At 71.0% G+C, this 17050-nt stretch carries 15 protein-coding genes and 1 tRNA gene; 9 read left to right on the forward strand and 7 right to left on the reverse strand.

The genetic code is table 11. The annotated features are described in order from the left end of the window. Window positions 1–9 precede the first annotated feature (9 nt). The 5 genes from AB0G20_RS05535 to AB0G20_RS05555 all read left to right on the forward strand — a co-directional run bounded on the left by AB0G20_RS05535 (window position 10) and on the right by AB0G20_RS05555 (window position 6940). A complete protein-coding gene (locus tag AB0G20_RS05535) occupies window positions 10–2025 on the forward strand; it encodes a copper resistance protein CopC (protein WP_361296218.1) in 2016 nt (671 codons plus the stop codon). Between the two features lie 6 nt (window positions 2026–2031). Then, window positions 2032–3321, forward strand: a complete 1290-nt coding sequence (gene efeB, locus AB0G20_RS05540; RefSeq protein ID WP_361296221.1) for an iron uptake transporter deferrochelatase/peroxidase subunit — start codon at window positions 2032–2034, stop codon at window positions 3319–3321. 62 nt (window positions 3322–3383) lie between these two features. Continuing rightward, window positions 3384–4316 carry a prephenate dehydratase gene (pheA, locus tag AB0G20_RS05545; protein WP_361296224.1) on the forward strand — a complete coding sequence of 311 codons (933 nt, stop codon included), beginning with the start codon at window positions 3384–3386 and terminating at the stop codon, window positions 4314–4316. A gap of 531 nt (window positions 4317–4847) precedes the next feature. Beyond that, the gene (gene serS, locus AB0G20_RS05550; protein WP_361296227.1) at window positions 4848–6125 is read left to right on the forward strand and encodes a serine--tRNA ligase; all 1278 of its coding nucleotides are present in this window, start codon (window positions 4848–4850) and stop codon (window positions 6123–6125) included. Then, on the forward strand, window positions 6122–6940 hold the full coding sequence (locus AB0G20_RS05555; protein WP_361296230.1) for an HAD family hydrolase: 819 nt from the start codon (window positions 6122–6124) through the stop codon (window positions 6938–6940). The genes serS and AB0G20_RS05555 overlap by 4 nt, the downstream gene beginning before the upstream one ends. A 44-nt stretch (window positions 6941–6984) precedes the next feature. Here the strand turns inward: AB0G20_RS05555 and AB0G20_RS05560 are convergent. The 6 genes from AB0G20_RS05560 to AB0G20_RS05585 form a co-directional block, all read right to left on the reverse strand. Then, window positions 6985–7090, reverse strand: a tRNA-OTHER gene (locus AB0G20_RS05560). A 281-nt stretch (window positions 7091–7371) separates the two neighbouring features. Next, entirely contained in the window at window positions 7372–7614 is a 243-nt protein-coding gene (locus AB0G20_RS05565; protein WP_361296233.1) for a hypothetical protein, read from the reverse strand. 101 nt (window positions 7615–7715) lie between these two features. After that, window positions 7716–8435 (reverse strand): ABC transporter permease, encoded by a 720-nt coding sequence (locus tag AB0G20_RS05570; RefSeq protein WP_031137724.1) that lies wholly within the window; start codon window positions 8433–8435, stop codon window positions 7716–7718. Window positions 8436–8444: 9 nt separating this feature from the next. After that, window positions 8445–9356 (reverse strand): ABC transporter ATP-binding protein, encoded by a 912-nt coding sequence (locus tag AB0G20_RS05575; RefSeq protein WP_361296236.1) that lies wholly within the window; start codon window positions 9354–9356, stop codon window positions 8445–8447. After that, complete coding sequence (locus AB0G20_RS05580) at window positions 9353–10270, reverse strand: ABC transporter permease (RefSeq protein WP_361296239.1); 918 nt, start codon at window positions 10268–10270, stop codon at window positions 9353–9355. Before AB0G20_RS05580 ends, AB0G20_RS05575 begins: the two co-directional genes overlap by 4 nt. Then, complete coding sequence (locus AB0G20_RS05585; protein WP_361297694.1) at window positions 10260–11228, reverse strand: ABC transporter ATP-binding protein; 969 nt, start codon at window positions 11226–11228, stop codon at window positions 10260–10262. The genes AB0G20_RS05580 and AB0G20_RS05585 overlap by 11 nt, the downstream gene beginning before the upstream one ends. A gap of 168 nt (window positions 11229–11396) precedes the next feature. Between AB0G20_RS05585 and AB0G20_RS05590 the strand changes: the two genes are divergently transcribed. From AB0G20_RS05590 to AB0G20_RS05605, 4 genes are all read left to right on the forward strand, one after another. Further along, window positions 11397–13154 (forward strand): SDR family oxidoreductase, encoded by a 1758-nt coding sequence (locus tag AB0G20_RS05590; RefSeq protein WP_361296242.1) that lies wholly within the window; start codon window positions 11397–11399, stop codon window positions 13152–13154. Window positions 13155–13298: 144 nt separating this feature from the next. After that, the gene (locus AB0G20_RS05595) at window positions 13299–13847 is read left to right on the forward strand and encodes an RNA 2'-phosphotransferase (RefSeq protein WP_361296245.1); all 549 of its coding nucleotides are present in this window, start codon (window positions 13299–13301) and stop codon (window positions 13845–13847) included. Between the two features lie 111 nt (window positions 13848–13958). After that, a complete protein-coding gene (locus AB0G20_RS05600; RefSeq protein ID WP_361296248.1) occupies window positions 13959–14861 on the forward strand; it encodes an LLM class flavin-dependent oxidoreductase in 903 nt (300 codons plus the stop codon). Window positions 14862–15003: 142 nt separating this feature from the next. Then, entirely contained in the window at window positions 15004–15873 is an 870-nt protein-coding gene (locus AB0G20_RS05605) for a Cof-type HAD-IIB family hydrolase (protein WP_361296251.1), read from the forward strand. A gap of 18 nt (window positions 15874–15891) precedes the next feature. On the opposite strand, the gene AB0G20_RS05610 is transcribed toward AB0G20_RS05605, so the two are convergent. Further along, window positions 15892–16959, reverse strand: coding sequence for a M23 family metallopeptidase (locus AB0G20_RS05610; protein WP_361296254.1), 1068 nt, complete (start codon window positions 16957–16959; stop codon window positions 15892–15894). Between the last annotated feature and the right edge of the window lie 91 nt (window positions 16960–17050).

Genomic DNA, 17050 nt, shown 5'->3' on the forward strand with positions numbered 1-17050 from the left:
AGGGACCCTGTGACGCAGACCATCGCCCCCCGCGTCCGGACACTGGTGCTGCTGCTCCTGGCCGCGGCCTGCGCGCTCCTCGCCGGAGCCGGCCCGGCCTCCGCGCACGCCGCGGTGACCGGCAGCGACCCCGGGCAGGGGGCGGTGGTCGACAAGGCCCCGGCCCGGATCTCGCTCACCTTCTCCGAGCAGGTCGCGCTGTCCGACGACTCGCTGCGCGTGCTCGACCCCGAGGGCAAGCGCGTCGACACGGGCAAGCCGGCCAACGTCAGCGGCACGACGTACGCCGTACCGCTGCACTCGGGCCTGCCCGACGGCACGTACACCGTGGCCTACCAGGTCGTCTCGGCGGACAGCCATCCCGTCGCCGGCGCCTGGACCTTCTCCATCGGCGCCCCCTCCAAGACGTCCGTGTCGGTCTCCGGACAGGCGGCCGACGACGGGGTCGTGGGCTGGTTGTACGGCTTCGGGCGGTACGTGTCGTACGCCGGTTTCATCGTGATGGCCGGCGGCGCCGCCTTCGTGCTCGCCTGCTGGCGGCGGGGTTCCGGGGTGCGGCCGGTTCAGCGGTTCGTCGTCACCGGGTGGGTCGCGCTCACCGCGGCCACCCTCGCGCTGCTGTTGCTGCGCGGCTCGTTCACGGGCTCCGGGAAGGTCGCCGACGTCTTCGACCTGTCGCTGCTCGGGCAGGTGCTGCAGACCAAGACCGGCGCGGCCCTGGTGTCCCGGCTGCTGCTGCTCGCCGCGGCGGCCCTGTTCATCGCCGTGCTGTTCGGGGCCTATGACAAGCGTGAGGACGCCCAGGAGAAGCGGGACCTCACCTTCGGGCTCTCGATCGGCGGCGTCGTCGTGGCAGCCGGGCTCGCCGCGAGCTGGGCGATGTCCGAGCACGCCTCGGTCGGCCTCCAGGCGGGCATCGCCATGCCGGTCGACGTGCTCCATCTGCTGGCCGTCGCCGCCTGGCTCGGCGGACTGGGCGCGCTGTTGGTCGCCCTGTACCGCGCCCCCGCCGACACGCCCGTCGACGCACCGGCCGTACGCCGCTTCTCCCGGGTCGGCTTCGGCAGCGTCCTCACCCTGATCGCGACCGGGACGTACCAGTCCTGGCGCCAGCTCGGCTCCTGGTCGGCCTTCACCGACACCCGCTACGGCCAGCTCCTCCTGGCCAAGATCGCCCTCGTGGTCGTCCTGGTCGGCGTGGCGTGGATCTCGCGCCGGTGGACGGGGCGGCTCGCGGAGACGGTCCCGGTGGAGGCATCGGCGGTACGGGAGAAGGAGCGGGTCGGCGCGGGGGCGGATGCCGCCGGGGACGTGGACGCCTCTGCTGGCGGCCAGGGGGACGGCTCCGGTGAGGGCGGAAGTGACGGCGACGGCGGCAGTGACACCGGCACCGGCCTCGACCCCGACGAGCAGCAGTCCGACCCCGAGCCCGCCGACTCCGAACGGGCCGCCCAGCTCGCCCGGCAGCAGGCCGCACGGGACGCCGCACGGCAGAAGCGGATGCGGGACGCGGACCCGAACCGCTTCGGGCTGCGCCGCTCCGTACTGACCGAGGCCGGCATCGCGGTCGTACTGCTCGCCGTCACCACCGTGCTGACCCAAACCGAGCCGGGGCGCACCGAGCAGGAGGCCAAGGCGGCCACCTCGTCCTCCGTGTCCCCCTCCGCGGACTCGGGCGCCTCCGGGGCACTGACCCTGAACATGCCGTTCGACACCGGCGGCGAGGACGGCAAGGGCATCGTCACCATCGACGTCGACCCCGCACGCGTGGGCGACAACGAGATGCACGTCTACGTGGAGCGGCCCAACGGACGGGCCTTCGACATCCCCGAGGTGAAGGTCGACTTCACCCTGAAGGCCAAGGACCTCGGGCCCCTGCCCGTCATCCCCGACCACATCGCAACCGGACACTGGTCGGCGAACGGAGTGCAGATCCCCATGGCCGGCGACTGGCAGGTCGCCGTGACCGTGCGGACCTCCGACATCGACGAGGTGACCGTCACCAAGAACGCGCAGATCGGCTGAACGACCATGCCTGAACAGTCCCTTCCGAAGGCCCGTACCCCCGAGGCCACCACGGGGGAGAGCGAAGCGGCCCCCGCCCACGAGGGCATCTCACGGCGGCGGCTGCTCGGCACCGCCGGTGCCACCGGGGTCGTCCTCGGCACGGCGGGCGCCGCCGTGGGCTACGCGGCCGCCCCCTCCGAAGCCGCCGCTCCGCTCACCTCGCTCGGCACGGACCGGGCGATGTTTCACGGGAAACATCAGCCCGGCATCACCGACGGCCTCCAGGCACGCGGCCACCTCGTCGCCTTCGACCTGGCGGCGGGCGCCGGCCGCAAGGAGGCCGCCGCCCTGCTCCGCCGCTGGTCGGAGACGGCCCGGCGCCTGATGGCCGGCGAGCCGAGCACTCACGACGACACCGACGTGGCCCGCGACGCCGGACCCTCGTCACTGACGATCACCTTCGGCTTCGGCCACAGCTTCTTCGCCAGAACGGGCCTGGAGAAGCAGCGCCCCACCGCCCTGGACCCGCTGCCCGAGTTCTCCTCCGACCACCTCGACAAGAACCGCAGCAACGGCGACCTCTGGGTGCAGATCGGCGCCAACGACGCCCTGGTCGCCTTCCACGCCCTGCGCGCGATCCAGAAGGACGCGGGCCGGGCGGCCAAGGTCCGCTGGCAGATGAACGGCTTCAACCGCTCACCGGGAGCCACCTCCCACCCCATGACGGCCCGCAACCTGATGGGCCAGATCGACGGCACCCGCAATCCGAAGCCGAGCGAAACCGACTTCGACCAGCGCATCTTCGTCCCCGAGAAGGGCGACCCGGCCTGGATGGCGAACGGCTCCTACGCCGTCGTACGCCGCATCCGCATGCTCCTCGACGACTGGGAGAAGCTCTCCGTCACCGCGCAGGAGGACGTGATCGGGCGCCGCAAGTCCGACGGGGCGGCGCTGTCCGGAGGCACCGAGACGACCGCGATGGACCTGGAGAAGACGGACGCCAAGGGCAACCTGGTCGTCCCCATCAACGCCCACGCCCGCATCACCCGGCCCGACCAGAACGGCGGCGCGGCGATGCTCCGCCGCCCGTTCTCCTTCCACGACGGCATCGACACCGACGGGGTGCCCGACGCCGGCCTGCTCTTCGTCTGCTGGCAGGCCGATCCGCTGCGCGGCTTCGTGCCGGTGCAGCGCAAGCTCGACCGCGGCGACGCCCTGTCGCAGTTCATCCGGCACGAGTCGAGCGGGCTGTTCGCGGTGCCGGGCGGAGCGGCGGAGGGCGAATACGTGGGGCAGAAGTTGCTGGAGGGGTGAGAGTTCACCCCTGTGCGGGCTTGTGGGGGATAGCGCTTCCGCGGGCCCATTAGGGTGAGGTCATGCCAGCGAGCTATGCGTATCTCGGCCCCGAGGGCACCTTCACCGAAGTCGCCCTGCGCACGCTTCCCGAGGCCGCCACCCGGGAGCTCATCCCGTACGTGTCCGTCCAGTCCGCGCTCGACGCGGTACGCGCCGGCGAGGCCGAGGCCGCGTTCGTGCCGATCGAGAACTCCGTCGAGGGCGGCATCACCACCACCCTCGACGAGCTGGTCGCCGGCGCACCGCTGATGATCTACCGCGAGGTGCTGCTGTCGATCACCTTCGCGCTGTTGGTCAGGCCCGGCACGAAGCTGTCGGACATCAAGACCGTCTCCGCCCACCCGGCCGCGCAGCCGCAGGTGCGCAACTGGCTGAAGAAGCACCTCCCGGACGCCCACTGGGAGTCGGCCGCCTCGAACGCGGACGCCGCCCGGCTGGTCCAGGAGGGCCAGTACGACGCCGCCTTCGCGGGTGAGTTCGCGGCCGCCCGCTACGGCCTGGAGGCCCTGGAGACCGGGATCCACGACGCGGAGAACGCCCAGACGCGGTTCGTGCTGGTCGGCCGGCCCGCCCGGCCCGCGGCGCCGACCGGCGCGGACAAGACCTCCATCGTCCTGTGGCAGCGCGATGACCACCCCGGCGGCCTGCGCGACCTGCTGGGCGAGTTCGCCACCCGCGGCATCAACCTGATGCTGCTCCAGTCCCGGCCCACCGGCGCGGGCATCGGCAACTACTGCTTCTGCATCGACGCGGAGGGCCACATCTCCGACCGCCGGGTGGCCGAGGCCCTGATGGGCCTGAAGCGCATCTGCCTCCAGGTGCGCTATCTCGGCTCCTACCCGCGCGCGGGCATCGAGCCGGGTGATGTGCAGCCGCCGCGGCTGGGGACCTCCGACGAGGAGTTCGCGGGGGCTGCCGACTGGGTCGCGCGATGCCAGGACGGCCGCTTCTAGGCCGACGTCCAGGCCGGTCGTACCTGCTGATTGTCGTTATCCACAGAAGTTATCCACAGGTCCGCTTCTCGACCTGGGGACAAGTCGACAACGAAGCATGAGTCAGTCGACAAATCGCCCTACAGGCCCCTGATGCATCCATCGACGGGCAGGTCACCCTTCGTCCACCGTTTTCCCTTGCGTAACTCTTTGGAGTGACCTGTTTCCACTCGAAAGTGAGGGTAGGGCAGGTTTGTATCGGGAATTCTCAGGTGTGGCCGCACCTTCCGGAGTGATCAATTCCGGCATCCACAGATCTTCCACACAGCCTGTGGATAACTTTTCGGCGGGTGTGGATCCCTGTGGACAACCGAGCCTCAAGTCCCGTTCCCCACAAGGGATTCGAGTCAATGCGACGCCCTGCGGATGCCTCGTTCCGGGGAGAGGTGCTCGTTATATTGACACAGTGCGCAATTCCCTCATAACGGCACGTATGCCGCAGCCGGAATAGTGAGTCGTGGGCGGTCATCCCACACCGGTAGCCTTGGGCGCGTGATTGACCTTCGCCTGCTCCGTGAGGACCCCGACCGTGTGCGCGCCTCGCAGCGTGCCCGTGGAGAGGACGTCGCGCTCGTCGACTCCCTCCTGTCTGCCGACGAGCGGCGCAGGTCGTCCGGCGGCCGCTACGACGAGCTGCGCGCCGAGCAGAAGGCGCTCGGCAAGCTCATCCCCAAGGCGGCCGGCGACGAGAAGGCCGAGCTGCTGAAGAAGGCGGGCCAGCTCGCCGCCGACGTCAAGGCGGCCGACGCGGACCGCGACGCGGCCGCGACCGAGACCCAGGAACTGCTCCAGAGGCTCGGCAACCTCGTCCACCCGGACGTGCCCGTGGGCGGCGAGGAGGACTTCGTCACGCTCGAGACGCACGGCACGATCCGCGACTTCGCCGCCGAGGGCTTCGAGCCCAAGGACCACCTGGCGCTCGGCCAGATCCTCGGCGCGATCGACGTCGAGCGGGGCGCCAAGGTCTCCGGCTCGCGCTTCTACTTCCTGACGGGCGTGGGCGCCCTTCTGGAGCTCGCCCTGGTGAACGCGGCGATGGCGCAGGCCACCGCGGCCGGTTTCACCCCGATGCTGACCCCGGCGCTGGTCCGCCCCCAGTCCATGGCGGGCACGGGCTTCCTCGGCCAGGCCGCGCAGGACGTCTACCACCTCGCCGACGACGACCTCTACCTGGTCGGCACGTCCGAGGTGCCGCTCGCGGCGTACCACATGGACGAGATCCTCGACGCCGACCGCCTCCCCCTGCGCTACGCGGGCTTCTCGCCCTGCTTCCGCCGCGAGGCAGGCTCGCACGGCAAGGACACCCGGGGCATCTTCCGCGTGCACCAGTTCGACAAGGTCGAGATGTTCTCCTACGTCGCTCCCGAGGACTCGCAGGCCGAGCACCAGCGCCTGCTGGAGTGGGAGAAGCAGTGGCTGACGTCGCTGGAGCTGCCGTACCGCGTGATCGACGTGGCGAGCGCCGACCTGGGTGCCTCGGCCTCCCGCAAGTTCGACTGCGAGGCGTGGATCCCCACCCAGGGCAAGTACCGCGAGCTGACCTCGACCTCGGACTGCACCGAGTTCCAGTCCCGCCGCCTGTCGATCCGCGTCCGTGACGGCAAGCAGGTCCGCCCGCTGGCCACCCTGAACGGCACGCTGTGCGCCGTCCCGCGCACGATCGTGGCGATCCTGGAGAACCACCAGCAGGCCGACGGTTCGGTGCGCGTGCCCGAGGTGCTGCGTCCGTACCTGGGCGGCCGGGAGGTCCTGGAGCCGGTGGCCAAGTGAGCGACACGGCTTCCCCGGGCGGCTTCCCGTACAGGCTCGTCGCCACCGACCTCGACGGGACGCTGCTGCGCTCCGACGACACGGTGTCGCAGCGCACCCGTGACGCGCTCGCCGCGGCCACCGCGACGGGTGCCGCGCACATCGTCGTCACCGGTCGCGCGGTCCCGTGGACCCGGCACATCCTCGACGACCTCGGCTACCAGGGCCTGGCCGTCTGCGGCCAGGGCGCGCAGGTCTACGACGCCGGCGCGCACCGCCTGCTGACGTCGGTGACGCTGGACCGGCAGCTGGCCGGGGTGGCGCTGGCCAAGATCGAGGCGGAGGTCGGCCCGCTGTACCTGGCGGCGAGCCGTGACGGCCTGGAAGGCGAGGTGCTGGTCGGTCCGGGATACGCGGTCCAGGGCACCCTGCCCGCCACGCCTTTCACGGACGCGTCGGATCTGTGGACCGCGCCCCTGAACAAGCTGTACATCCAGCACCCGACGCTGACCGACGACGAGCTCTGCGAGGCGGCCACGCGGACCGCCGGCGGTTTCGTCACCGTCACGATGGCGGGCGAGGGCATCGTCGAGCTCCTCCCCCTGGGCCTGTCGAAGGCGACGGGGCTGTCCCTGGCGGCACGCCGGCTCGGGATGAAGGCGGCCGACACGATCGCCTTCGGCGACATGCCCAACGACATACCGATGTTCGCCTGGGCCTCCTACGGCGTCGCCATGGCGGACGCCCACGAGGAACTGAAGGCGGTGGCCGACGAGGTGACGTCCTCCCACGACGAGGACGGCATCGCGGTGGTGCTGGAGCGGTTGCTGGGCTGAGCGCGGGCTTGTCGCCCGGTGCGCTGGATGGTGCTCGTGCTCGGCGGAGGATGCACGAATCGAACGTGCGCGGGCTTTTCAGGCCCGACCTTGACTCGCTTCTGATCAAACACAGCGCAAGCCAGTGCCTTACCACTCGGCCAATCCTCCGGGTGGGCGGCCCACGCGATGTGCGACTCGCGTGCTCGAAGCGGCCGCCCCGGGCAGCTCCCCGTGTGGGGCGGGTTCTACGGAGGGGTAGCGACTACTCCGGATCCCGCCGCGGGCTGCCCTGAAGGGAGCTGGACGTACTGCCGTGCATGGACATCGTCCCGCTCCTCTCCCAGAACGTGGCGCCGGGCTCCGCGCCCGGCTGTGACGACAACCACTCTGCCTGCCGGGCGAATTGGACGCCACCGATTAAATCGGCGGTGCGATCGGCGGCGGTCCGGCTACTTCCTGCGCCACTTGCGCCGCCGGGCCTTGCTGAAGAACCAGCCCGCGGGCGGCTCGTCGGAGCGCCAGGGCTGCGGCTCCGGTTCCTCGCGCCGCCACTTCGCGGCGAGCATCCGGGCACGGGCGGACGGCTCGGAGGTCCCGGCGGAGCGTATGAAGTCCTCGTCCAGTACGACACCGTCGAGGTCGTCCCGGGTCTCGTCACCGGCGTCGTCGTACTGAGCCCTCTCGCCCGCCATCCCCGTCCTCCCAGCCGTCCAACTCCCGTGGTTTTTCCCCTACATCCCGTTCGCCCAGTGTGCCCTGACAGAGGTGAAGCCTCCGTCAGGGCCGGGGCACGTCACTCCTCGCCGGCGAGCGTCAGGGATCGCAGCTTCTGTCCGGCGTACCAGGTGGCCAGCACCGTGACGGCCACCAGCAGCACCGTCGCCGTGGTCAGACCGACGTCGGAGGAGACGAGGTCCCCACCGGACACCTTCTGGGCGACCGCCAGCGACCACTGCTGGACGCTCAGCGTGCGGGCACCCGGCACCAGGGAGCCGAACAGGGCCTCCCAGACCAGCGCGTAGACGAGACCGAACACGACCGCGTGCCGGGAGACCGTGCCGAGCAGCAGGAACAGGGCCGCGTAGGCGATCGACGCGACCAGCGCGGCCACCGTGTAGGCGACGGCGACCTGCTGGCCGTTGCCGTTCAGGATGAAGCCGGCGATGAGCGTCGGCACCGCGGAGAACACCATGGTCACCGCGATCGCGACGATCAGCTTGGTGAAGATGATGGTCGGCCGCTTGATCGGCTTGGACAGCAGGTAGACCACCGAGCCGTCGTCGATCTCCGGCCCGATCGCGCCCGTTCCGGCGATGACGCCGATGATCGGCACCATCGTGGCGAGGGCGAGTCCGCCCAGCAGGTCGGACGCCGTCTGGTCGTCCGCCCCGGCCAGGCCGCGCACCGCCACGGCGATCACGATCAGCAGCAGGGGCAGGGCGCCCAGGATGAGGGCCCGGCGCCGGCCGAGCAGGGCCCGGTAAGTGAGCCGGGCGACTGTGGGGTCGTACATCAGGGCCTCCTACGCCGCGACGAGGTACGAGAAGACGGACTCGAGGGACTCGTCGGACGGCGAGACCGTCAGCAGCCGGATGCCGTGGTCCCTGGCCACCCGCGGCAGCAACGCCGTGAAGCGGCCGAAGTCGACGGCCTGGACGCGCAGTGCGCCCTCGGCGTGGTCGACCTCGATGCCGGCCGTCGACGGGTCGGCGATCAGCGCGGCCGCGAGGGCGCGGTCGTCGCTGGAACGCACCAGGTAACGGTGCGGCCGGTCGGTCATCAGGCGGCGGATCTTGCGGAAGTCACCGCTGGCGGCATGGCGTCCGGCGACGACGACCTCGATGTGCCAGGCGAGTTGCTCGACCTCTTCGAGGATGTGGGACGAGAACAGGACCGTGCGGCCCTCGTCGCCCATGCGGCGCAGCAGGTCCATCAGCTGCATGCGCTGGCGCGGGTCCATGCCGTTGAACGGTTCGTCCAGCAGCAGCAGGGACGGGTCGTGAACCAGGGCGGAAGCCATCTTCACGCGCTGGCGCATGCCCTTGGAGTACGTGGCGATCTTGCGGTCCTGGGCGTACTCCATCTCCACCGTGGCGAGGGCCTTCTGGGCCGCCTTGGCACCCAGGCCGTGCAGCTCGGCGTTGGCCAGGACGAATTCCTTGCCGGTGAGGAAGTCGTACATCGCCTCACGCTCGGGCACGACGCCGATGTGCTTGTAGATCTGCTCGTTGCGCCACACGGTCTGGCCGTCGAGGGTGACCGTGCCGGTGGAGGGGGCCAGGAAGCCGCCCATCATGTTGATGAGGGTGGACTTTCCGGCGCCGTTGGGGCCGAGGAGGCCCGTGACGCCGGGGCCGATGGTCATGGTGATGTCGTTGACGGCGACCACGTTGCCGAACCAGCGGGAGACATGGTCGATGTTGAGCGTGGTCACAGTCCCACCTTCTTGTAGCGGCGCATCAGGAGGCCGTAGCTCGCCGCGATCAGGCCCAGGGCGACGAGGACGTAGACGACGCCCTCGGCGTTGCTCGGGCCCACCCCGCTGGGGGAGGCGGACGTCGCGCCCAGGAACGCGGACTGCACCCCGTCGATGATCGTGATCGGCGAGAACAGCCCGATCCACGGCACGGCGTCGCCGCTGCCCTGGGCGTCGGCGATGGCCTGGAGGGTGGAGACCGCACCGTAGGTGATGGTCAGGACGGCGATCACGGCCGCGATGCCGAAGCCGCGGCGCGGGGTGAAGGACGCGATGACCAGGCCGATTCCGGCGAAGAGCAGTGAGAGCAGTGCCACGGACACGAGTCCCTGTGCGAATCCCTTGGTCTGGTCGGCGAAGTCCAGTTCGGCCAGCAGCGCGCCCACGTAGAGCACGAGCAGGGGAGCGGCGGTGAGGACGAACAGCGCCGAGGCCAGCGCCGCGAACTTGGCGCGGACGTAGTCGGCGGTCTCGATGGGCCGCGAGAAGTACAGCGGAACGGTCTTGAACCGCAGGTCCCGCGAGACGGACTGGGGTGCCTGCGAGGCGACGTACAGGCTGATGACGGCCTGCATCACGATCGCGTAGCGCGTGTAGTCCAGGGGCAGGGCATTGGCCTTGGTGGCGACCGCGACGGCGACCATGATGGCCGCGGGCACGCACATCACCACGAAGAGCAGCATCGGCAGCACCTTGGACTTCACCGAGCGGCCGAGGCCGTAGGAGCCGCGCAGGGACTGCGAGTACAGGGAGCGTCGGGCGTAGGCACGGCCCAGGCGGGGGCCGTCGTAGTTGCGGTAGCCGATGTTGTGGATGCGGGTCTGGTCACCCGGTGCCGGGGCGGATGTCCCCGTGGAGTGCTCAACCGCCATGGCCGACCGCCTCCTTCCGCTGCTCGCGCTCGTCGCTGCTGGTGAAGACCTCGGAGATGTGGTGCCGGCGCTGCTCCATGCGCACCAGGCCGAGTCCGAGGTCCGCGATCACGTCCCGGACCAGGTCGTACGTCTCCTCGCCCTGAGCGGTGAGCAGCAGCACGTGCCCGGCGCCCGGCAGGCCGCTGCCGTCCTCGGCACTCACCCCGCGCTCCTGCAGCGCCTCGCGGACCGCGCGGGTGCCGTCCGGGTGCTCGTCGGTGTCGGTGACCTCGATCGCGAGGGTGGTGGTGATCTGCGTGAAGTCGGTGGTGGAGCTGGACCGCAGGAGCTTGCCGCCGTCGATGACGACGACGTGGTCGCAGGTGCGCTCCAGTTCGCCCAGCAGGTGGGAGGTGACCAGGACCGAGATGCCGAAGTCGGTGTGGATGCGGCGGATCAGGCCGAGCATCTCGTCGCGGCCGACGGGGTCGAGGCCGTTGGTCGGCTCGTCCAGGAGGACCAGCTGCGGGTCGTGCACGAGGGCCTGCGCGAGCTTGACGCGCTGCTTCATGCCGGTCGAGTAGCCGCCGATGGGCCGGTAGCGCTCCTCGTACAGGCCGACGTGGCGCAGGGTGTCGGCGGTGCGCTCGCGTGCTGCGGTGGGCGGCAGGCCGGACATGCGCGCCATGTGGACGACGAACTCGGTGGCCGAGACGTCCGGCGGCAGGCAGTCGTGCTCGGGCATGTAGCCGACCCGCTCGCGGATGGCGGCGCCCTTGGTGGCGACGTCGAGACCGAGCACTTCGGCACGGCCCTCGGTGGCGGGGGACAGACCCAGCAGGATCTTGATCAGTGTGGACTTGCCGGCTCCGTTGGCTCCGACGAGTCCGGTCACACCGGGTCCGACGTCCACGGAGAGCCGGTCAAGCGCGGTCACCCGGGGGAACCGCTTGCTCAGGCTTTCGGTCGCGATCACAGTCACCCTTGAAAGGTAGGGGCCGTGCGCGTGGCGGTCGTCACTCCGCAGAGCTGTCTTGGGGTCAGCCCTGAGTATTACGGGCCCCTAGGGGAGCTGGTTCTTCAGGGTTACCACGACGGGGAAGGCCCTATTGACGAACTCTCTAACAACTGCCAGATTCGCCGGATGACGTTGCTGACGGGCGCGCGCGAGCGCAGGGTGCGGACCGGCGAAGTCGAACTGTGCGTGGCCGAGATGGGTGATCCGGGGCGCCCGACGGTCGTCCTGGTGCACGGCTACCCCGACAGCAAGGAGGTGTGGTCCGAGGTCGCCGAGCGGCTCGCCGGGCGCTTCCATGTGGTGGCGTACGACGTCCGCGGCCACGGCCGGTCGACGGCGCCGCGTCCGCTGCGGGGCGGGTTCACGCTGGAGAAGCTGACGGACGACTTCCTGGCCGTCGCGGACGCGGTGAGTCCGGACGAACCGGTGCACCTGGTGGGGCACGACTGGGGCTCGGTGCAGGCCTGGGAGTTCACCACCGTCCAGCGCACCAAGGGCCGCATCGCCTCCTTCACCTCGATGTCCGGGCCGTCTCTCGACCACTTCGGCCACTGGATCGACCGGCGCGTGAAGCGGCCGACCCCGCGCCGGGTCGGCCAGCTTCTGGGGCAGGGCGCCCGGTCCTGGTACGTGTACCTGCTGCACACCCCCGTGCTGCCCGAGCTGGCCTGGCGCGGCCCGCTCGGCAAGCGCTGGCCGCGGGTCCTGGAGCGGGTCGAGAAGGTACCCCGGGGCGACTACCCCACCTCGTCCCTGCCGTCGGACGCGGCACACGGGGCCTGGCTGTACCGGGACAACGTCCGGCCCCGGCTGCGCACGCCGCGCCCGGACGCGCACGCCCACGCGCCCGTGCAGATCATCACGCCCCTGGAGGACCGGTTCCTCTCGGAGCGGCTCCACGACGAGCTGGAGCAGTGGGTTCCGCAGTTGACCCGCAGGACGATCCAGGCGGGGCACTGGATCCCGCGGACCCGCCCGGACCGACTGGCCTCATGGATCGAGGAGTTCGTGACGTCCGTCGAGAGCGGGCGGTCTCCGGTGGCGGTGAGCGGCGCGCACGCCGAACGGTTCGGCGGGCAGCTCGTGCTGGTCACCGGAGCGGGCAGCGGTATCGGGCGGGCGACTGCGCTCGCCTTCGCCGAGGCCGGCGCGCGCGTGGTGGCCGTCGACCGGAACGCGGAGGCGGCGGCCCGCACCGCCGAGTCGTCCCGCCTGCTGGGCGCCCCCGAGGCCTGGGCGGAGACGGTCGACGTCTCCGACGAGCAGGCCATGGAGAAGCTCGCCGAGAAGGTCACCACCGAGTACGGAGTGGTGGACGTCCTCGTGAACAACGCCGGGATCGGACTGTCCGGCTCCTTCTTCGACACCACGCCGGAGGACTGGAAGAAGGTCCTCGACGTCAACCTGTGGGGTGTCATCCACGGCTGCCGGCTCCTCGGCCGGCGGATGGCCGAGCGCGGGCAGGGCGGCCACATCGTCAACGTGGCGTCGGCCGCGGCCTACCTGCCGTCCCGGGCGCTGCCCGCGTACAGCACCTCCAAGGCGGCCGTGCTGATGCTCAGCGAGTGCCTGCGGGCGGAGCTCGCCGGTCAGGGGATCGGCGTGACGGCGGTCTGTCCCGGCATCGTGAACACCGCCATCACGTCGACCGCGCATTTCGCCGGGGTGGACGCCCTGGAGGAGAAGCGGCTGCAGAAGCACACCGCGCGCCTGTACGGGCTGCGGAACTATCCGCCGGAGAAGGTCGCCCGTGCGATCCTGCGGGCGGTGACGCGCAACGAGGCGGTGGTGCCGGTGACGCCGGAGGCGCGGGGTGCGCGTTGGCTGTCGCGGTGGGCGCCGGGGGCACTGCGGAGCATCGCGCGGGTGAAGCCGCCGGTATGAGCCTGGGCCTCAAAACCCCTGCGGTGGCGGCCAGTTGTCCACAGAACCGCCAATTCCGCTGTGGATAACCGTACTTGGTTGTGGATCAAACCTCCGAAGTGAAACTCGATCGCGTGATTCGCGTCTCTCCCGCACCCTGGTGGGATGGATGAAAGACGCACCGTGAAGGTGTCGAAGTACCTGTCGAAGCATCTGCGCCACCAGCCGGAACGCATCGGGCTCACGCTCGACGAGGCCGGCTGGGTGGAGATCGACACGTTGATCACCGCGGCCGCCACACACGGCTTCCGGTTCACCCGCGACGAACTGGACCGTGTCGTCGCCACCAACGACAAGCGGCGTTTCGCCATCGAGGGCACCCGGATCCGCGCCAGCCAGGGCCACAGCGTGGAGGTCGACCTCGGGCTTTCGCCGGCTGCTCCGCCCGCCTTCCTCTACCACGGCACCATCGCCGGCCATCTGGACGCGATCCGGGCCGAGGGACTCCGCCCGATGAACCGGCACGCCGTGCATCTCTCGCCCGACCGGGAGACGGCGACCCGTGTCGGCGCCCGCCGGGGCCGGCCGGTCGTGCTGGCGGTGGACGCGGGTGCCATGCACCGCGACGGCCATGTCTTCCAGGTGAGCGCGAACGGGGTGTGGCTGACCCAGGCCGTACCGGCCCGGTATCTGCGCTTCGCCGAGCCGCACTGACCTGCCGCATCCGGCCGACCGCGGAGTGTGTCTCATGACCCGCCCGGGCGCGCGGTGACGTGTTTCACGTGAAACACGGGTGACCGTCGGCGCTCCCTTAGGCTCGATGTCATGAGTCTGCGTCTGAGCACCGTGATCCTCCCGTACCGCCGCTGGCACGAAGGCGGCCGCGCGGCCTGGACGCGCGCCGAGCAGCTCGGCTTCCACACCGCGTACACCTACGACCACCTGTCCTGGCGCACCTTCCGGGACGGCCCGTGGTTCGGCGCCGTGCCGACCCTCACAGCCGCCGCGAGCATCACCGACCGGCTGCGGCTGGGCACCCTGGTGACCTCGCCGAACTTCCGGCACCCCGTGACTCTCGCCAAGGAGCTGATCTCCCTCGACGACATCTCCGGCGGGCGGGTCACGCTGGGCATCGGAGCGGGCGGCTCCGGCTTCGACGCCACCGCGCTCGGCCAGGAACCGTGGACCCCGCGCGAGCGCGCCGACCGCTTCGCCGAGTTCGTCCCGCTGCTCGACCGGCTGCTCAGCGAGGACGCCGTGTCGTACGAGGGCGACTTCTACTCCGCCCACGAGGCGCGGAACATCCCCGGCTGTGTGCAGCGCCCCAGGCTGCCGTTCGCGGTGGCCGCGACCGGGCCGCGCGGGATGCGGCTCGCCGCCCGGTTCGGGCAGGCGTGGGTGACCACCGGCGACCCCAAGCTGTACGAGAACGGCACGCCTGAACAGTCGATTCAGGCCATTCGCGGGCAGGCGGAGCGGCTCGACGACATCTGCGCCGAGGTCGGCCGGGACATGACCGATCTCGACCGGGTCCTGCTCACCGGATTCACGCCGGACCGCGGCGGCCCGCTCCAGTCCCTGAACGCGTTCGTGGACTTCGCCGGACGCCATGTGGAGCTGGGCTTCACGGAGATCGTGATCCACTGGCCGATCCCCGACTCGCAGTTCGCGGCCGACGAGAAGGTCTTCGAGCAGATCGCGATGGAGGCGCCGGCGCAGCTGCGCTGAGCACGGACGCAGGTGCCGAGGAGCCTCTGGTGAGGGGCTCCTGCGGCGCGGATCCTGGCGAGGGGCCGCTGGTGAGGGCGGTATCCACTCACCTGTGCGGAGCCCCGCACGCCCGTGCAGGCATGTGCGGGACAATGTCCGGGTGACCTCAGCGACCCGACAGCCCGAGACCGCGGCCGAGACCCTCCCGCCGCGGCTGATCGCCACCGACCTCGACGGCACCCTGCTGCGCGACGACAAGTCGGTGTCACCGCGTACGGTCGCCGCGCTGGCCGCCGCCGAGGAGGCGGGGGTCGAGGTCTTCTTCGTCACGGGCCGCCCGGCCCGCTGGATGGACGTCGTCAGCGACCACGTGCACGGCCACGGCCTGGCGATCTGCGGCAACGGCGCCGCCGTGGTCGACCTGCACGGCGGCCCCGGTGCCCACCGGTTCGTGAAGGTGCGGGAGCTGGCTCGGGAGAACGCCCTGGACGCCGTACGGCTGCTGCGCGACGCGGCGCCGGGCACCGTGTACGCGGTGGAGCAGACGTACGGCTTCTACCAGGAGCCGGCGTACCCGAAGCTGCACATGGAGATACCGGACAGCCTCGCCCCGGCCGAGGAGCTGCTGGGGCCGGACCACCCGGCCGCCGCGGAGCCGGTGCTGAAGATCCTCGCTTACCACCCCGAGATCGAGCCCGACGCCTTCCTGACCCTGGCCCGCCTCGCCATCGGCGACCGCGCCAACGTCACCCGCTCCAGCCCCAGCGCACTGCTCGAGATCAGCGGCCCGGGAGTGTCCAAGGCCAGCACCCTCGCCCTGTGCTGCGCCGAGCGCGGCATCTCGCACGAGCAGGTCGTCGCCTTCGGCGACATGCCGAACGACGTGGAGATGCTCACCTGGGCGGGCCGGTCCTACGCGATGGGCAACGCGCACCCGGACGTGATCGCCGCCGCCTCGGGTCAGACGGTCGCGAACAACGAGGACGGGGTGGCGGTCGTGATCGAGCAGTTGCTGACGGAACTGCCGTAGCCGCCCGGCCGGGGTGTCTCAGAGGGACACCCCGCGCGCCGCCAGCCACGCCACCGGGTCCACCGCCGAGCCCGACTCCGGTGTGACCCGGGCCTCGAAGTGCAGGTGCGGCCCGGTGGAGTTGCCCGTGGTGCCCGACTGGCCGATCCACTGGCCCGGGCTGACGTGCTCCCCCTGGTCGACCGCCAGGGCAGCGAGATGGGCGTACTGCGTGTAGTAGCCGCCCGCGTGCTTGAGCACGATCTCCATACCGAAGGCACCGCCGCAGGACACCTTCACGACCCGGCCCGCGCCCACGGCCCGCACCGGTGTGCCGATCGGCACCGCGAAGTCCTGCCCGGTGTGCCGGTTCGACCACCGCGCACCGCCGCTGCCGTAGGACGCCGACAGCTCGTACGTCTCGACCGGCGCCACCCACTCGCCGTCGGCGAACCCCGTCTCCGGCTGGTCGAGCCGCACGGCTCCGCGGCACGCCCCGGCGGCGGCCGCGGCGTCCGCCTGCCCTTGGAGCTGCGAGCGGGCCGTCTCCAGCTTCTGCTCGATGTCCGCCTTAAGACCGGCGAGTTGGGTGTTGCGCTTCTCCAGCGCCTGCCACTGGGCCGCGGCCTTGGCCTCGTCCGCCGCGAGCCGTGCCTCGGCCCGTCGGTTCTTGGAGATCGCGTTGTTCACGGCGAGATCCGCCTGCGAGAAGGCGTGCTGACCCCGCATCAGGCCCTCGGGACTGTCGGCGAGGATCATGTGCGCGGCCACCGGCAGACCACCACTGCTGCGGTACTGGGCCCGGGCGATCCGGCCCAGGTCCTCGTGCAGGGCGGCGATGTGCCGCCGCTGCGCGTCCAGGAGTGCCTCCGCCCGCTGGGCTTCGGCCCGCTGCTCCTCGGCCTCCTCGCGGCCGGCCTCGTACTGCTGTGTCGCCACCGCGGCCTCCTCGTACAGCCGCGCCACCTCGGCGCTGAGCCCCGTGTCCGCGCCGGTCCCGGTGCCGCTCCCGGGTTCCTTGTGCGCGTCCGTCGGCCGGGCCGCGAGCACCGCCAGCGCACACAGCAGGACCGGAACGAGCAGCCGATGGCGGCGATATGAACGCATGTCAGCGATCGTCGCCCAGCACTGCCGCCCCGGCCCTGTTCACGTCGTACGCCTGGGGGACCGGCTGCGCCGAACGGCCCAATGCGCGTCC

This window comes from Streptomyces sp. NPDC024017, from assembly GCF_040638895.1.
GTDB lineage: Bacteria > Actinomycetota > Actinomycetes > Streptomycetales > Streptomycetaceae > Streptomyces.